This is a genomic window from Bacillus sp. MMSF_3353, from assembly GCF_030733445.1.
GTDB lineage: Bacteria > Bacillota > Bacilli > Bacillales > Bacillaceae_G > Bacillus_A > Bacillus_A wiedmannii.
This window is the reverse complement of the sequence record NZ_JASHJA010000055.1, coordinates 1-14,293: the sequence shown is the minus strand read 5'-3', so window position 1 is coordinate 14,293 and position 14,293 is coordinate 1. Positions and strand designations below refer to the sequence as shown.

The window sequence follows — 14,293 nt, the reverse complement described above, 5'->3', positions numbered from 1 at the left end:
ACCAAAAATGAATGCGTCTGACCGCAGGCATGTAAAAGCGTCAGCTTTTATCATGCCAAGGCAGGAGCATTTTGCCCTGCTTGAATCTTACAGGACGTAGGACGGTAAGATTATCAGTGGAAAGCTCTTGAACTTCTTGATTTGACGCCGTTAGGGCGGATAAATCAAGCTCCCCAAAGGGGAGAATATGTACTTGATTATTTATGATATGTTAATAGATATTATAATATAATTAAAATTATATTATAATATCTGAGTATTGTTAAAATGATTGATAGAAAAAAATCCTGTTATGATGATAAGATAGAGGTGTCATAACAGTTATAACTGTTATGACGAAGATTTAATATTAAAAGAGGGGGTTATAACTGTTATGACTTCTGTTGTTTATGAGAGTGTAAATCAAATTGCAAAGAGATTAAGGGTGTCGCCCTCTACAGTTAAGAAATATTATTTGTTGATTGAGAGTTATAACTGTTATGTTTTTAAACGTGATGAGCAAGGACGAGTTATATTTAGTGACTATGATTTAAGATTATTACAAAGATTAATTGAATTAAAAAACATGCCGCAAGTTACATTAGAAGAAGCCTGTAAACTTCTTTTAGAGGAAGAAGGATTGAAAAATACAGAGACAGTTATGACTGTTATAACTCCTGAAGATAGTGATTTGAAGGCGTTATTACATGAGTTAAAAAGTACAGCTGAAATACAGCAAAAACAGTTACAAACGCAGAGTGAGCAAATAAATCAATTAACAAATTTATTAGAATCACAGCAAAAATTATTAGTGGATTCCAATGCTGTTGAAAAGAAACAAATTAATGATCGAGATAAAGCAGTTATAACGGTTATGCGAGAACTTCAAGAAGTAAAACAAATGATTGCAGCTAATAATGAGAAGAAATGGTATAAATTTTGGAAGTAAAGATCAGAGTCTGAAGCGTTTATGCCGCGAAAGTCGCTTTACTATGAGGGGCACCCTCATGCAAACTCACCAGAGGTGGCCCCAGAAGGGCGGTTTTTGCCCGCTGGGGTTATCTTTGGGAGTTTGAGGGTGTAGAGGCTCGTAGTCAAGTGAACCGTGGAATAAAAAGTGTAGGACGGTTCCCCAGATTAGGGCAAAAACCAAGTGTTTTGGGTAGAAGTTCTAATGTCGGAAAAAGAAGAATAGAAATATAGCATACATAGAATAAGGGAATGCAGTATAGATCAGTCTACAAGCATTCCCTTGTTATAAATATTTTTTATTTATTTATTTTATTATATAGAATAAAGGATTTACATTTTATTTCATTTATGGTATTATTTTAATTAATATATAAGCAAGAATGGAGGGGAATATATGGGATCGATGTTAGTTCGTATATTAAATCGTGCATGGAATTACAAATAAAAATATATATTTTAAGAGGGATGCTTATTAGAATCCCTCTTTTTTTAATTATTTGAATCCTGGTTAAATGTAGAATATATCGAGTATGTTATCTTTTTCTTCTTTATTAATTCCAATATATTTAAGTGTAATTTGTGGAGTACTATGATTGAGTATGTCTTGTAACATAGCTACGTCTTTTGTTTGTTTATAGAACCAATAGCCGAAGGTTTTGCGCATGGTGTGGGTACCAATGGATTCTACACTGGCAAAATTTCCGGCTTTTTGCAATTGTCGATAAGCCTGAATCTTACTAATGGGTCGCTCTCCTTTTCGAGAAGGGAATAACCAGATGCTTTTTAGTGTTTGGGCATAAGAGTATACTTCATCAAAAATAGAAGTAAGATTAATCATACGTTCTTTCTTCGTTTTTCCTTCTTTAATTTTAAATTCTTTTCGTTTTTTCCGTTTTAGTTTTATTATGGTTTGTGTTTCGAGTTGGAGTAGATCACTTACGCGTAGTCCGGTATGAATTCCAATAAGAAAGAGAATATAGTCTCGTTCGGAACAGTGACGTTTAAGGGCCCATTTCATATCTTCGATCTGTTCTTTGCTACGAATGGGTTGGACATCAATGAGATGTGGTTTTTTGTTCATGGTTTTATGACCTCTTTATTTATAGTGTTTTGAATGTATACTTTTATCATATAAATTGAGAATATCAGTGGATTTGGTGGTAAGTCAATGATTAAGGGGAAATGAATGTAAACTAATATTCAAAAGTTTACATTTGTTCCAGTAAAGATTTGTTTTTTATTATGTTTTAATTTAATTAAAAATTTTATATTTAACAATATTAATTGAATCTGTATTTAGAAAAATTTTGCAGAGAAAGAAGGGCAATGATTATATCTTTTTATGATGGGGAATTTAATAAAAGATTAGAATGATTGTTGAAGAGATTATATGCTAATATTATTATTAAAAATAAATAAGATTTATTAATATAGAGGTGAAAAAATGAACACGAATTTTTCTAAAAATAAAATGAGAAGTAATATACTATTTTATGGTCCATCGGCTTTAGCTATGTTGATATTTTCGATAAATTTTTATTTTAATGATAAGGTTATATATATGTTTGTATTCATGTTTTTATGCGTTTTATGTATTATTCAAACTATTCGTTATTATAAAAAGCTATTATTTTTTAAAAATAAATAATAGCTTTTTATAATTTGAATACAAATAAATGTATGCGTTAACAATTAAAAGTGGAAAAATTAATTTTATATAAAAAAACAGAAAAAACATTATCATATATTTACATTTAAGTAATTATATGTTATTACTATATAAGGATATCCTATAATCTTTATATTAAATTTTAAAATTAAGAGGTGTTTATTAATGGTTCGTGTAGGCTTTATGCTTGTTAATTGGATTCTTCCAATGGGTGGAAGTTCTCGTAACTAATCTTTTTTTAATTTATATAAAAGAGGTGATAATTATGTCAGCATGGCGTGAACTTGGTCGTACAATCGGTAGTTGGTTTAAATAATATCTAATTATTTAGTTAAGTATTGTAGGAGGTGAATGTTAAATGTGGATTAATTATATGGAATTTTATAAGGGCCTTGTTGAAGGATATACTGGTAAGAGAATTAAATAATCCGAATTTCTTATTATTTATATTTATAAATAAAAAAACCAACTTGAAAATTAAGTTGGTTTTTTATTTATTATCTGAAAAGTTTTTCTAAACCATAGACTGCGCCACCACTTAATGCGCCGCCACCTAAAACTTTAAGACCACCTTTAATAAGAGCTCCCATTATATTTCATCTCCTTTCTTATTTAGTTATTTAATTATTATTTATTAACCGAAGTATTTTTTTAAACCACCGTATGTAAAACCACCAGCAGCTCCGCCACCAACTAATTTTAAACCAGCTTTAATAACAGCTCCCATTATATTTCACCTCCTTTTAATTTTAAAAATAAAGTTTAGAAATATTTTTATTTAATTTGAAATTATTTCCAAAATCTTTCTCCAGCTTCCCAGCCTAACCAACTTGCGGCAGTTCCACCTAGAATTTTAAGTCCACCTTTAACAACAGCTCCCATATTTTTTACCTCCTTTCTTTGTTTTTTGTAAAATAATAAAAATTATTTCCAGATCGATTCTCCAATTTCCCAACCTAGATAGCCTGCTGCACCTTTAACAACCCATTTACCGATTTTAGCCATTATAATACACCTTCTTTCTTATATGTATTTTATTTTCATTTAATGATAAATTTGTAAAATTACATCTTGTGAAAATAATATTATGATAATACAATGTTGTCAATGGCTTTGTTTTAAAAAACTGATTATTTAGTTAGGTGATTTTATATGTATAAATCTTAATTTTTAAGAAATGTAAATTATTAAATAATAGACTAAGGAGTTTATGTATTGTGAAGAAAGAGACAGATGTTAGTTTAAAAGCTTTATGGGAAATTACAACTCCTCCCAAAGTTAAACTTTTTGGGGGGATAGTATTAGGTGTAATTAATTCAGGTTGTTCTTTAATTATACCTTTAATATTAAAAGAGCAGATTGAACAGCTTTCCAAAGGTTTTTCATATGAATTATTAGTTTTAGTATTATTTTTATTAATTGTTGAAATTATTTCAATGTCGTTTTCTTTGTATCTTTTATCTTTGGTGGGACAAAAAGTTGTTCTTAATTTAAGGAAAATAATTTGGAGAAAAATTTTAAACCTTAAAGTTGATTTTTATAGTAAAAATCAACCTGGTGAGATTATCAGTCGTGTTACTAATGATACAACAGTTACTATGAACTTATTATCAAATGAAATCGCTGATTTGTTTTCAAGTGGATTATCTATGATTGGTGCTGTTGTTATTTTGTTTTTATTAGATGTTCCTATGACTTTAACACTTTTATCTGCTGTTCCAGTTACTTTATTCATAGTTATACCAATTAGTAGGAAAATTTATAAAGTATCTTATGAACAACAAGAGAAAATGTCGGAATTTACAGCTTTACTTTCTCAAGTTCTTGGCGAAATTCGTTTAATAAAATCTTATGGTACAGAGGATTTTGAATTTGAAAGAGGTAAGAAGAAAATAGAAGAATTATATGTAAATGGAATGAAAAGAGCGAAAATAGAAGCTATTTTGATTCCATTGATGACTGTATCAATTACTCTCATTATAGTTGTTGTAGTTGGATTTGGTTCATATAGAGTAAGTGAAGGCTATCTCTCTTCTGGTGAGTTATTAGCATTTATTTTATATTTATTTCAAATTGTAGGACCAGTGGGTGTGATGAGTCGTTTTATTACAAGTGTTCAATCGGCTAAAGGGTCTACGGAAAGAATTTTTAATATTCTAGATGAAGATGATGAAAAAAATAAAAATGATTTTTTAGAAGAACCATCATTTGGAACACTAGAATTGAAGGATATTGGTTTTGCTTATGGTGAAAAGAATATTTTTGAAAATATTAATTTAAAAATTATGCCTAATACTGTTACTGCACTTGTAGGTCCTAGTGGAGTTGGAAAAACTACTTTATTTTATTTATTAGAAAGATTTTATGATCCCCTTAAAGGAGAAATTATATTGGATGGAAAATCTCATTTGAATATAGACCTTAATAAATGGAGATCTATGTTTAGTTATGTTTCACAAGATTGTCCTATATTAGCAGGTACAATTCGTGAAAATATTACGTATGGTATTCAAAGAGAAGTTTCTAAAGATGAAATTATAAATGCATCTATTTTGGCAAACTGTCATGAGTTTATAACAAGTTTTTCAGATGGATATGATACTATTTTAGGTGAAAGAGGTATTAATCTTTCAGGAGGTCAAAAACAACGTATATCTATTGCTAGAGCATTTTTAAGAGATACACCATTTTTATTATTAGATGAGGCTACAGCAAATCTTGATACTAATTCAGAAAATATGATTAAGCATGCACTAGATAATCTTATTTATAAAAAAACAACTATAGTGATTGCTCATCGTATTTCTACTATTCAAAATGCTGATCAAATTGTTGTTTTAGATCAGGGTGGGATTTCAGGATTTGGTACGCATGATCAATTAATTAAAAGTAATAAATTATATCAACTTTTATCAAATCAACAAAAAATGACTTCTTAGATAAAAACTAATAAATATAGCTCTTCCTAATTAGGAAGAGCTATATTTATTAGTTTTTATTATTTTTGTACCATGTAAATTTAGTAATAAGATATTGAATACCAAATACTAAGCTGAAAACTATAATAAATTTTAAAATTACTAAGAGCCAGCCGATTGTATTTTCAGGCAACTGATTTCGGTATGTAGTAATACTTATTGCTACAATACAGAAAATAAAAGTATTAACCATTTTTTCTTTTATTTTTTTGTTTAATTGTTCTTTATTGTTAATGTCTGTTTCATAAACACCAGCTAGAGCGGATCTAATTAAAAAGAATACTATATAACAGATTATAATTGCTAACGTAGCGGCCCATTCTAAAAATGGGCGTTGTAGATATAATCCTCTTATTATGAAATCTATAAAAGCTAAAAATAGGACAACAATTCCCGATTGGGCCCAAATTTTCATTTCAATTTGTTGAATTCTTTCGTCTGAGTGTGTACTAAGTGAAAACCAATTTTTAAGTTTTTCCATTTTAATTTTCCTCCCAAAATAATTTATCTAAACTTTTATCTAATGTTTTAGCTATATGAATGCATAATTTTAAAGAAGGGTTATATTTATTACTTTCAATAAGGCTAATTGTTTGTCGCGTTACGTTTACAATATCGGCTAATTCTTGTTGAGTCAGGCCTTTTTCAACTCTTGCAATTTTTATTTTACTTACAGACATTTAATCACCCCTTTATCAACTTCATCTATATATTAAATTAACTCAATTAAAAATGCAACATATATATTGCTTTAATTTAGATATATATTACCTTAGGTAATTTATATTTATATTTTTTGAAAAAAATGTATATTTATTGTTGTTTATTCCGACTTAATAATTTATTATTTAAATATAAAAATTAAAAAATAAAGGAGCAAGAAAATGTTACAAAATACGGTTCGTACTCCAAAAAAGAAAAAGAAATGGATAATATTTGGAGTTATAGCGTTAATTATTATTGTTGCTGCTATTAATATTTTTATTATGCAAGGGGAAAAAAAGGGTTCAGTAAATACAGATTCTGTTAGTTTTGAAAAGGTAACAGAACGTAAGTTTAATAATTCGAAGTTAATTTCTGGTCAGGTAAAGCCTGAGAATATTGAAAGTTTTTATGCTGATCCAACTAAAGGAAAAGTGAAAGATATTGAGGTAAAAGAAGGACAAAAGGTAGAGAAAGGTACGAAATTATTCTCTTATGATAATGAAGAAATTAATCTTCAAATGAAGCAAGCTGAGCTTGATCAGAAGATGGCGGATATGCGTTATGATCAAGGAAAAAAGAAAATCGATTCGTTGAAGAAAGAAATTAAGAAGGCGAAAGATAGCGGAGCTGGTAAAGAAGTAACGGATCCGATGGACGAGCAAGTAAGTGAGTTAGAGATTGCTCAAAAGACAACTGATCTTGAGAAAGAAAAAGGGAAGTTGCAGAAAGAAGAGTTAAGTAAAAAGCAGAAAGAGCTTACGATTTATAGTAATTTCGCTGGTGTTGTTCAAAAGTTAGATAAAGATGCGGCGCAAAGTTCATCTCAAGCCTTAGGCGGTCAAGGAAAAGCGTTTTTACAAGTAGCTTCTAAAGACCTATTCCAAGTTCAAGGTACGTTAACTGAGCTTCAGAAGTCACAAATTCAAAAGGACCAAACAGTCACTGTAACTGCAAAAGCAAATAACAAGAAGAAGTGGACAGGTAAGATTACAGAGGTAAGTGAATTCCCAACGAGTTCAGAGATCGCTCAACCTGGCGGTATGGGTGAAGCGACTCAAAATATGTCTCAGTATACATATAAAGCAAGTCTCGATAGTCAAGATGGTTTATCTCCAGGTTATCACGTTTCTTTGCAAGTAAGTTTAGAGAATAAGACGATGATTGCTGTTTCAAGTAAGAGCATTGTAGAAAAAGGCGATGATGCATTTGTTTATGTTGAGGAAAAAGGGAAGCTTCGTAAACAAAATGTGAAAAAAGGTTCTACTGATGGAGAATGGACAGAGATTGTAGAAGGTGTAACAGTTGGACAAAAGGTGGTTAAAAATCCTTCTGACGACGTGTATGAAGGATTGGAAGTGAAAGAGAAATGATTACGTTAAATAATATTGTTAAAACGTATTATCAAGGGCAGTTGGCTGTACCAATTTTGCATGATATTAGTATAAAGATTCAGAGTGGTGAATTTGTTTCGATTATGGGACCGTCTGGTTCTGGTAAGTCAACACTTATGAATATTATTGGTTGTTTAGATCGTCCAACGGAAGGCAGATATATGTTGAATGATGTGAATATCTTAACAGCAGATGAATCAAAGCTTGCCTTAATTCGTAATAAGTATATTGGATTTGTATTCCAGCACTTTAATTTACTTCCGCGTCTTTCTGCAGTGGAAAATGTTGAACTTCCGCTTGTATATGGTGGCGTGAAGAAAATGGAACGCCGTAAGCGTGCTTTAGAAGCGCTTGGTAAAGTAGGGTTAGCTGATCGTGTTCATCATTTACCGAATGAGTTATCAGGAGGGCAAAAGCAACGTGTAGCGATTGCTAGGGCAATTGCAAATAATCCAACGTTTATTATGGCTGATGAGCCAACTGGTGCATTAGATACGAAGTCTGGTGAGCAAGTTATGGATATTTTCACGAAGCTTAATGCAGAAGGTACGACAATTGTTATGGTTACGCATGAAGAAGAAGTTGCAGCTTATTCATCTCGTCGGATTGTATTACGAGACGGGGTAATTACAGAAGATAGAAGGTGTGCAGTATGAGTTTATTAGATAGTCTAAAAATTGCTTTATCTTCTATATTAGCTCATAAATTACGTTCTGCTCTTACAATGCTTGGTATTATTATTGGTGTTGGTTCTATTATTACTGTTGTTGCAATTGGACAAGGTGGAGAAATGTCGTTGAAATCTGAGTTTTCAGGTTCGGGAAATAATACAGTCCCTATTCAATTTAAAGAAGATATGAATGAACCTCTGTCAGTAGGTGAAAGGCCACAAATAATAGATGAAGACCTTTTCGAAGTCAAAAAAATCCGAGAAATTAAACATGTTATAGCTACTAATTCAAGTATGGAACCTCTTAATTTGAATGAAAAAAAAGATATGGTAAGTGTTATAGGGCTTGATAGTGAATATTTCGAAGTAAATCAAATAAAAGTAAAAAAAGGTAGATCTTTAAATAAATTTGATGTTGAACAAGGCAGTAATGTGGTGATGATTAGTACAGATGTAAAAGATATTTTTTACCCAAAAGAAAATCCTGTTGGTAAGATTATTGAAATTAGAGGTCAGCCTTTACAAGTTATTGGTATTTATAAATCTGATAATGGTTTTATGGGTATGAGTATTCCAGAATTATTAATTCCAATTTCTATTTGGCCAACAATATATGGGAAAAGTGAAATTCAAAATATTGTTGTTCAAGCAGAGACGCCTGATCAGCTTGAAAGAGCTGGAAAAAAAGCAGTCGATGTATTAAATAATCGTAAATCAAATGATATCCCTGGAAAATATGAAATTATGGATCTTAAAAAATTACAAGAAGGTCTTTCACAATTAACAAAAATCATGACTATGGTTATTAGTGGAGTAGCGGGTATTTCATTAGTTGTTGGTGGTATTGGTGTAATGAATATTATGCTTGTATCAGTTACAGAGCGTACACGTGAAATTGGCGTTAGAAAAGCACTTGGAGCGACACGTAGTAAAATTTTATTACAATTTTTAATCGAAGCGGTTATGTTAACACTTCTTGGTGGATTAATAGGAATTGCTCTTGGTTATAGTGGAGCTTATATTGTTTCTAAGATTGCAGGGTGGCCTCCTCTTGTTTCATGGGAAGTTGTTGTTGGTGGAGTATTATTTTCTATGACTCTTGGTATTATTTTTGGATTAATTCCAGCAAATAAAGCTGCGAAACTAGATCCTATTGAATCATTACGTTATGAATAGATATGCAATTATGCATATCTATTTTTATGGTTATTAACACTAAAAAACATAATATATTAATATTGTGTTTTTTAGTGTTAATATAAGATTTGAGAATTACTAATAAGATTATCTTAGTTTTGTACTTACCAAAAAAGGTAAGTACAAAACTTCTTTAAAGTATTGATATCATTGACTTTTTTAATTTTTTTATTACTCTACCATCAATATATAAAAAACAATTAATAACTTATAATAATTGATTGTTTTTTATATTGTATAAGTATTTATAGAGATGTGATAAAATTAAAAACAAAAAAACCCTCGAAGTTTGGCGACAGAAAGGGTTTTTTGTTAAAGCGAATAGAGGTTGAAAAATCAAACTCTTATTTATTAATTTTATATAATAATATCTTATCATTGGAGTTTGTTTTCCTCAACCATTAAGGAGAGGAAAAAATGAGTAAAATTGTAAATATTGATAGTTCAGAACGAAAAGCAAAGATTAAAGAGAATAAAGTTGAAGATTTTTTAGAACAAGCTAATATAGGTTTAACAACTGAACAACAACAAATGTTATTACAGATTTTACATAGTACAACAGGTGACGATTATTTTATCGGTAAAAAGAAAAAACGGACTGATGGGGTGAAGTTCGTGCAAATGATTACAGAGAATATTGATTATTTATGTGAAATTGGTTATTTGACTCAACCAGAGAAAGCTTTGTTATTTGAACTTTCAAGGTTTTTAGAGTTTAAATCAAATGTTATTGTTGAAAGAAATGGTGAAGAATTGAAGCCTAATGCAGCTTCTCCAAGTTATTTAGCAAAAAAATTAGGAAAAACAAGAACTTCTATTTCTAAAATTATGAATGACTTACTTGTAAAAGGGATTTTAGGTGTTGCAGAAACTGGGATAACAACTGAAGATGGACGATCATGTTCGTCACGTACTTGGTTTGTTAATCCTAATATATTATGTAATGCACCAAAAGATGATATCGATAGAGCAACACAACAAATATTTGCAAAATCATTAAGAAATATTCAAATAGAAGGAATTAAAAAAAAGCATAAATTGCCAATATATTTATTTTAAAAAAGTGTAATTAACTGTTGCACTTTTTTTTTTATTTGTTCTTGTTAAAAAATAGGTGTTAATTTTTTTTAACACAGGTGTTAAAAAAAATTAACACCCCGAACACTTTAAACCCTTGGTATTCCTCACTTTTTTTTTTTCTCTTATCTCACTCTATATATAAGAGTTAATTCCGTAAGGAATAGATTTATTCTTATGTAACTTTTTTTAGTACATAAAATTTTACTTTTACACTATAAATAAGTTTCTACCTCTAAATTAACATTTTATGAGTATAAGAATATTTTTTAATATTTAATATAACGTAAAATCTATATAGCTAGAATAATTAACTTTTCATAAGTAAAAAGCTAATTATTGATTTTAAAGGAGTTTATTTTATGAAAAAGTTCATCAATTTAGAACAAGCAGAAAAGAATGCAAGATTAAGAGAAATCGAGAATTCTAAGATATTATCAGAAGAAGAAATGCAATTAGCAAATCAACTTCAAGCAAAGGCTAGTTCAAGAGGAATGAAATTAATTCCTGAAAAAAAAGTAAAAAATAAAGCAAAATTTGTCCAATTATTACAGTTGAATTGGGAATATTTGAGAAAACAAAATTATATGACTAGTGAAGAAAAGATTTTTTTACTTGATATTCAAGCTCACATAGGGCTTCATTCAAATGCAATTGTTGATGATATTACTAAAAAATATGCTTCTCCATTAAATATTACTCAAATAGGAAAAATACTTGAGACCAGTAGAACAAAAGTTAGTAGAGTTATTAATAGTCTTGTTAAAAAAGGTATATTAGCTAAAGCTGAATCTGGTATTGAAGGTAATAATGCAAAAGCTTATGTTATTTATATTAATCCTAATATTATTTATGCTGGAAACAGGGATGACGTTCAAGGAGCTTTAGTAACTATGTTTAAAAAAGCTATGAATAACAAAATACTTAAAAATTTACCTAATAAATTATTTTAAAAAGAACTATTGACTAGTTCTTTTTTTTTAGATTTTTTATTTTTCGTACGTATCAAATCTGATACGAAAGTGTATCAAATCTGATACGTACGAAAAAACTTGAAACCCTTGATATTACTGTGTTTTTTAAACTTTAAAATACTTGTACTTCTCACTCTATATATTAATAAGGCTAAAAATTCCGCAAGGAATAGGTAGTATTTTTGAGAAAATCACTCAAAAATCTCCACCTTTGTTAGAAAAAAGTCGCCTTGTCAATCCTCGGCTAAAGTCGAAGACTTTTCTTTTTTCTAACATCCTTGCGGAATTTTTTTTGGCTCGTTTGCTTTCATCGCCAAGCCGATAAACTCAAAAGTGGGATTTAGGCATATCGGCTTGAGCTATTCATTATACGAGCCAAACCGCTTGATTTAACGTTCTTTAATGAATTCTTACTCTATTTTTAGATACGCAATACGTGGGGTCTCCCCACACCCCGGCCAGCCTCTACCTCAAAAGTAGAGGGAAGATCAAAAACCACTTACGATAAATAAGTGGTTACTGTGGAAGTGGTTTCTCTCGTTGTGATTCATAAGAATCATTGAAATTTAAACGTCTAAATAGATTTGTATTTCGGATTTTGATGTTTTTTGAATCAATCATAGATTGCCAAGGTTGTAGTTTCTTTTTATTTTCTCTAAGTTTAGTAATTCTACTTATAACATTGTTTAATTCACGTTCATGATCCTGATTCATCACAATAAAAGTAAAGCTTGTTATCACTGTTGGGAAACAAATCTTTAATAAAAATTCAATATGATAGATATCAGAGATTAGATTATTAGTTGTGATATAAGATGTTCCTGGTATCGGGATAATATTTGCTACGATTCGTAAAGATTCTTTTTGATCATTAATAAGTAATTTAAGAGAACAACGTGTAGTAAGGATTTTAAAAAGTTCATCGATAAATGTAATGAGTACATGAAGTTGAGTTTCAGGTGTCTCTTCATTGATTAACCATAATCTTCTATTTTCTTGTTTTGTCTTTATCAGAAAGTCTGTTACAAATTCTATATCAAGATTTTTAGGTATTTTATTGTTTGGGAAGTATTCTCCAAAGTAACGTGTATCTTTTTCTTGTATTGGGTTAATTGGGAAAAATGGTTCTGTATGTAATAGATAATAATGCTCGTGAGAGCAAAGTAATGCGGTTAATAATATTGGATCTGTATATTGTTTACTTAATTCTAGATAGTCTTCCATGCGGGTAAAGTGACGGAAAAGTACATTCTCTCCGGGTGCAATCGGTAGTACCTTTTTTTCTTGGCCAAAATAATAGTAAGCTCGATAAGATAAATAAATATATTCAGCACCATAAAAGGATTTAGAACCAATTAACAGTTTATCCTCTAACTCTTTTAATTTTGTATAACCAAGTGTTCTAGATTTATTCTTTTTCCCTTTTTGGTAGCCGAATAGATCTAGGAACTGTGACTTTAACATGTAGGGCTGATGATGTAGCATAAATGTAAATAGATTATGATAATGCTTCATGATGAATAAATGTAATTCATCACTTAATTTTCTCTTATGTGGATCTTCCTGAATGTCATGTAAGTTTAAGATATAGGGTGAATTCGTATTATCCATAATTTCATGTACTGTATAAAAAGTATGTGGAACAATAAATGTTGGTTGTATTGCCATGTTCTTTCCTCCTATAGTTGTTCATATCCGGATAAAAATGTCTTCGCAAATTCTTGTTTTTGTTGGATATCAATCTCTTTATAGTTACGTGTTGTCACCTCTATAGCAATATAACCGCCATGAACTTTGCTATAGACGGCCCCATCGGGCGTTGGTTGGAATTTTCCTTGTGGATGGGACTCTACTATTCTTTTTTTGAAATCGTCGTATCTGGGGTTTTTCTGAGCTTCTGAATGCAATTGTTTTTCTGTTTTCCATGTTTCTCTCGTTTCTTTCGGCAAAGAGATGTATTTTTCAGAGAGACGAATATCATGTTTGGCGTTATTTATACCGGTTTTGTATTGGTATTCTTTACCCTCTTTTTTAAACTTTTCTATTCCTTTTTCTCCTAAAACAATCTTTCCTGTGCGTTCTTCTAAATATCCGCTATGACAAAGTTTTTTTAGACGGTCTCCTTTGATGCTATATTCTCTTTCCATTTGCTCTTTGGTAGCCGTTCCAGTTTTCCAAAGCATATCCATACCTTCGATTTCTTTTGTTTTTAGAATTCTTATATGTTTTCGTGGCGCGGCCATAGGGATGCCTCCTGTCTTTGCTATATTTGTGTATTTAATTATTTGGGAGGACATAGCGAAGCTGTGTGTCTTCGCTATGTGAACATTTACACATGGTTCGTTTTTTATTAAATAAACATTTGTTTAAAAATGCTTATTTAATTTCATTCAAAATGTGATGCGAAGCATGGCATTTTGTTTAAACAAATAAACTTGCTGAAGGCAATTTTTATTTGTCTTTTTCTAAGAAACGCTAGCTGATTTAGAAAAAGAATCTTGTCTGATGCGTAGCTTTCAGACAAGAAAATCCCGCAGGGCAAAATGCTCCTGAAGACCATTCACTCGGCTTGCCGAGCTTGTTTTTGGTTTAAGCGTAGCGAGAACCAAAAATGAATGCGTCTGACCGCAGGCATGTAAAAGCGTCAGCTTTTATCATGCCAAGGCAGGAGCATTTTGCCC

At 30.3% G+C, this 14,293-nt stretch carries 16 protein-coding genes; 7 read left to right on the top strand and 9 right to left on the bottom strand.

Annotation, left to right across the window (positions count from 1 at the left end; all coding sequences use genetic code 11):
• Positions 1-373 precede the first annotated feature (373 nt).
• Entirely contained in the window at positions 374-928 is a 555-nt protein-coding gene (locus RBB48_RS30560) for a DUF3967 domain-containing protein (protein ID WP_306008748.1), read from the top strand.
• A gap of 531 nt (positions 929-1,459) precedes the next feature.
• Here the strand turns inward: RBB48_RS30560 and RBB48_RS30555 are convergent.
• The 5 genes from RBB48_RS30555 to RBB48_RS31830 form a co-directional block, all read right to left on the bottom strand.
• Positions 1,460-2,032: a tyrosine-type recombinase/integrase gene (locus tag RBB48_RS30555; RefSeq protein WP_306008747.1), complete on the bottom strand. Its 573-nt coding sequence runs from the start codon at positions 2,030-2,032 to the stop codon at positions 1,460-1,462.
• A 1,085-nt stretch (positions 2,033-3,117) separates the two neighbouring features.
• On the bottom strand, positions 3,118-3,210 hold the full coding sequence (locus RBB48_RS30550) for a GatB family leaderless bacteriocin (RefSeq protein ID WP_000501078.1): 93 nt from the start codon (positions 3,208-3,210) through the stop codon (positions 3,118-3,120).
• 44 nt (positions 3,211-3,254) lie between these two features.
• Positions 3,255-3,347 (bottom strand): GatB family leaderless bacteriocin, encoded by a 93-nt coding sequence (locus RBB48_RS30545; RefSeq protein ID WP_197535825.1) that lies wholly within the window; start codon positions 3,345-3,347, stop codon positions 3,255-3,257.
• Positions 3,348-3,409: 62 nt separating this feature from the next.
• The gene (locus tag RBB48_RS30540; RefSeq protein ID WP_197912999.1) at positions 3,410-3,502 is read right to left on the bottom strand and encodes a GatA family leaderless bacteriocin; all 93 of its coding nucleotides are present in this window, start codon (positions 3,500-3,502) and stop codon (positions 3,410-3,412) included.
• 42 nt (positions 3,503-3,544) lie between these two features.
• On the bottom strand, positions 3,545-3,625 hold the full coding sequence (locus RBB48_RS31830) for a GatA family leaderless bacteriocin (protein ID WP_197535826.1): 81 nt from the start codon (positions 3,623-3,625) through the stop codon (positions 3,545-3,547).
• A 212-nt stretch (positions 3,626-3,837) separates the two neighbouring features.
• Between RBB48_RS31830 and RBB48_RS30535 the strand changes: the two genes are divergently transcribed.
• Positions 3,838-5,559, top strand: coding sequence for an ABC transporter ATP-binding protein (locus RBB48_RS30535; RefSeq protein WP_306008746.1), 1,722 nt, complete (start codon positions 3,838-3,840; stop codon positions 5,557-5,559).
• Positions 5,560-5,608: 49 nt separating this feature from the next.
• Here the strand turns inward: RBB48_RS30535 and RBB48_RS30530 are convergent, their stop codons facing one another.
• Both RBB48_RS30530 and RBB48_RS30525 read right to left on the bottom strand, forming a co-directional pair.
• Entirely contained in the window at positions 5,609-6,079 is a 471-nt protein-coding gene (locus RBB48_RS30530) for a DUF6773 family protein (protein WP_025689823.1), read from the bottom strand.
• A 1-nt stretch (position 6,080) separates the two neighbouring features.
• On the bottom strand, positions 6,081-6,278 hold the full coding sequence (locus tag RBB48_RS30525) for a helix-turn-helix transcriptional regulator (protein WP_000116562.1): 198 nt from the start codon (positions 6,276-6,278) through the stop codon (positions 6,081-6,083).
• 204 nt (positions 6,279-6,482) lie between these two features.
• Here RBB48_RS30525 and RBB48_RS30520 point away from each other — a divergent pair, with 204 nt between their 5' ends.
• The 5 genes from RBB48_RS30520 (at position 6,483) to RBB48_RS30500 (ending at position 11,591) form a co-directional block, all read left to right on the top strand.
• A complete protein-coding gene (locus tag RBB48_RS30520; protein ID WP_306008745.1) occupies positions 6,483-7,673 on the top strand; it encodes an efflux RND transporter periplasmic adaptor subunit in 1,191 nt (396 codons plus the stop codon).
• Complete coding sequence (locus tag RBB48_RS30515; protein WP_306008744.1) at positions 7,670-8,350, top strand: ABC transporter ATP-binding protein; 681 nt, start codon at positions 7,670-7,672, stop codon at positions 8,348-8,350. Before RBB48_RS30520 ends, RBB48_RS30515 begins: the two co-directional genes overlap by 4 nt.
• On the top strand, positions 8,347-9,540 hold the full coding sequence (locus RBB48_RS30510) for an ABC transporter permease (protein ID WP_306008743.1): 1,194 nt from the start codon (positions 8,347-8,349) through the stop codon (positions 9,538-9,540). Before RBB48_RS30515 ends, RBB48_RS30510 begins: the two co-directional genes overlap by 4 nt.
• 438 nt (positions 9,541-9,978) lie before the next feature.
• Positions 9,979-10,620, top strand: coding sequence for a MarR family transcriptional regulator (locus RBB48_RS30505; protein WP_306008742.1), 642 nt, complete (start codon positions 9,979-9,981; stop codon positions 10,618-10,620).
• Between the two features lie 380 nt (positions 10,621-11,000).
• Complete coding sequence (locus tag RBB48_RS30500) at positions 11,001-11,591, top strand: MarR family transcriptional regulator (protein ID WP_070179585.1); 591 nt, start codon at positions 11,001-11,003, stop codon at positions 11,589-11,591.
• Positions 11,592-12,128: 537 nt separating this feature from the next.
• Here RBB48_RS30500 and RBB48_RS30495 read toward each other — a convergent pair.
• A complete protein-coding gene (locus RBB48_RS30495; RefSeq protein ID WP_306008741.1) occupies positions 12,129-13,280 on the bottom strand; it encodes a hypothetical protein in 1,152 nt (383 codons plus the stop codon).
• 11 nt (positions 13,281-13,291) lie between these two features.
• Positions 13,292-13,855, bottom strand: a complete 564-nt coding sequence (locus tag RBB48_RS30490; RefSeq protein ID WP_306008740.1) for a hypothetical protein — start codon at positions 13,853-13,855, stop codon at positions 13,292-13,294.
• Positions 13,856-14,293: the final 438 nt, after the last annotated feature.

Bases quoted from the DNA above. Each gene is read 5' to 3' on its own strand.
- RBB48_RS30560 (WP_306008748.1), top strand. From the start codon at position 374: ATGACTTCTGTTGTTTATGAGAGTGTAAATCAAATTGCAAAGAGATTA.
- RBB48_RS30555 (WP_306008747.1), bottom strand. From the start codon at position 2,032: ATGAACAAAAAACCACATCTCATTGATGTCCAACCCATTCGTAGCAAA.
- RBB48_RS30550 (WP_000501078.1), bottom strand. From the start codon at position 3,210: ATGGGAGCTCTTATTAAAGGTGGTCTTAAAGTTTTAGGTGGCGGCGCA.
- RBB48_RS30545 (WP_197535825.1), bottom strand. From the start codon at position 3,347: ATGGGAGCTGTTATTAAAGCTGGTTTAAAATTAGTTGGTGGCGGAGCT.
- RBB48_RS30540 (WP_197912999.1), bottom strand. From the start codon at position 3,502: ATGGGAGCTGTTGTTAAAGGTGGACTTAAAATTCTAGGTGGAACTGCC.
- RBB48_RS31830 (WP_197535826.1), bottom strand. From the start codon at position 3,625: ATGGCTAAAATCGGTAAATGGGTTGTTAAAGGTGCAGCAGGCTATCTA.
- RBB48_RS30530 (WP_025689823.1), bottom strand. From the start codon at position 6,079: ATGGAAAAACTTAAAAATTGGTTTTCACTTAGTACACACTCAGACGAA.
- RBB48_RS30525 (WP_000116562.1), bottom strand. From the start codon at position 6,278: ATGTCTGTAAGTAAAATAAAAATTGCAAGAGTTGAAAAAGGCCTGACT.
- RBB48_RS30520 (WP_306008745.1), top strand. From the start codon at position 6,483: ATGTTACAAAATACGGTTCGTACTCCAAAAAAGAAAAAGAAATGGATA.
- RBB48_RS30515 (WP_306008744.1), top strand. From the start codon at position 7,670: ATGATTACGTTAAATAATATTGTTAAAACGTATTATCAAGGGCAGTTG.
- RBB48_RS30510 (WP_306008743.1), top strand. From the start codon at position 8,347: ATGAGTTTATTAGATAGTCTAAAAATTGCTTTATCTTCTATATTAGCT.
- RBB48_RS30505 (WP_306008742.1), top strand. From the start codon at position 9,979: ATGAGTAAAATTGTAAATATTGATAGTTCAGAACGAAAAGCAAAGATT.
- RBB48_RS30500 (WP_070179585.1), top strand. From the start codon at position 11,001: ATGAAAAAGTTCATCAATTTAGAACAAGCAGAAAAGAATGCAAGATTA.
- RBB48_RS30495 (WP_306008741.1), bottom strand. From the start codon at position 13,280: ATGGCAATACAACCAACATTTATTGTTCCACATACTTTTTATACAGTA.
- RBB48_RS30490 (WP_306008740.1), bottom strand. From the start codon at position 13,855: ATGGCCGCGCCACGAAAACATATAAGAATTCTAAAAACAAAAGAAATC.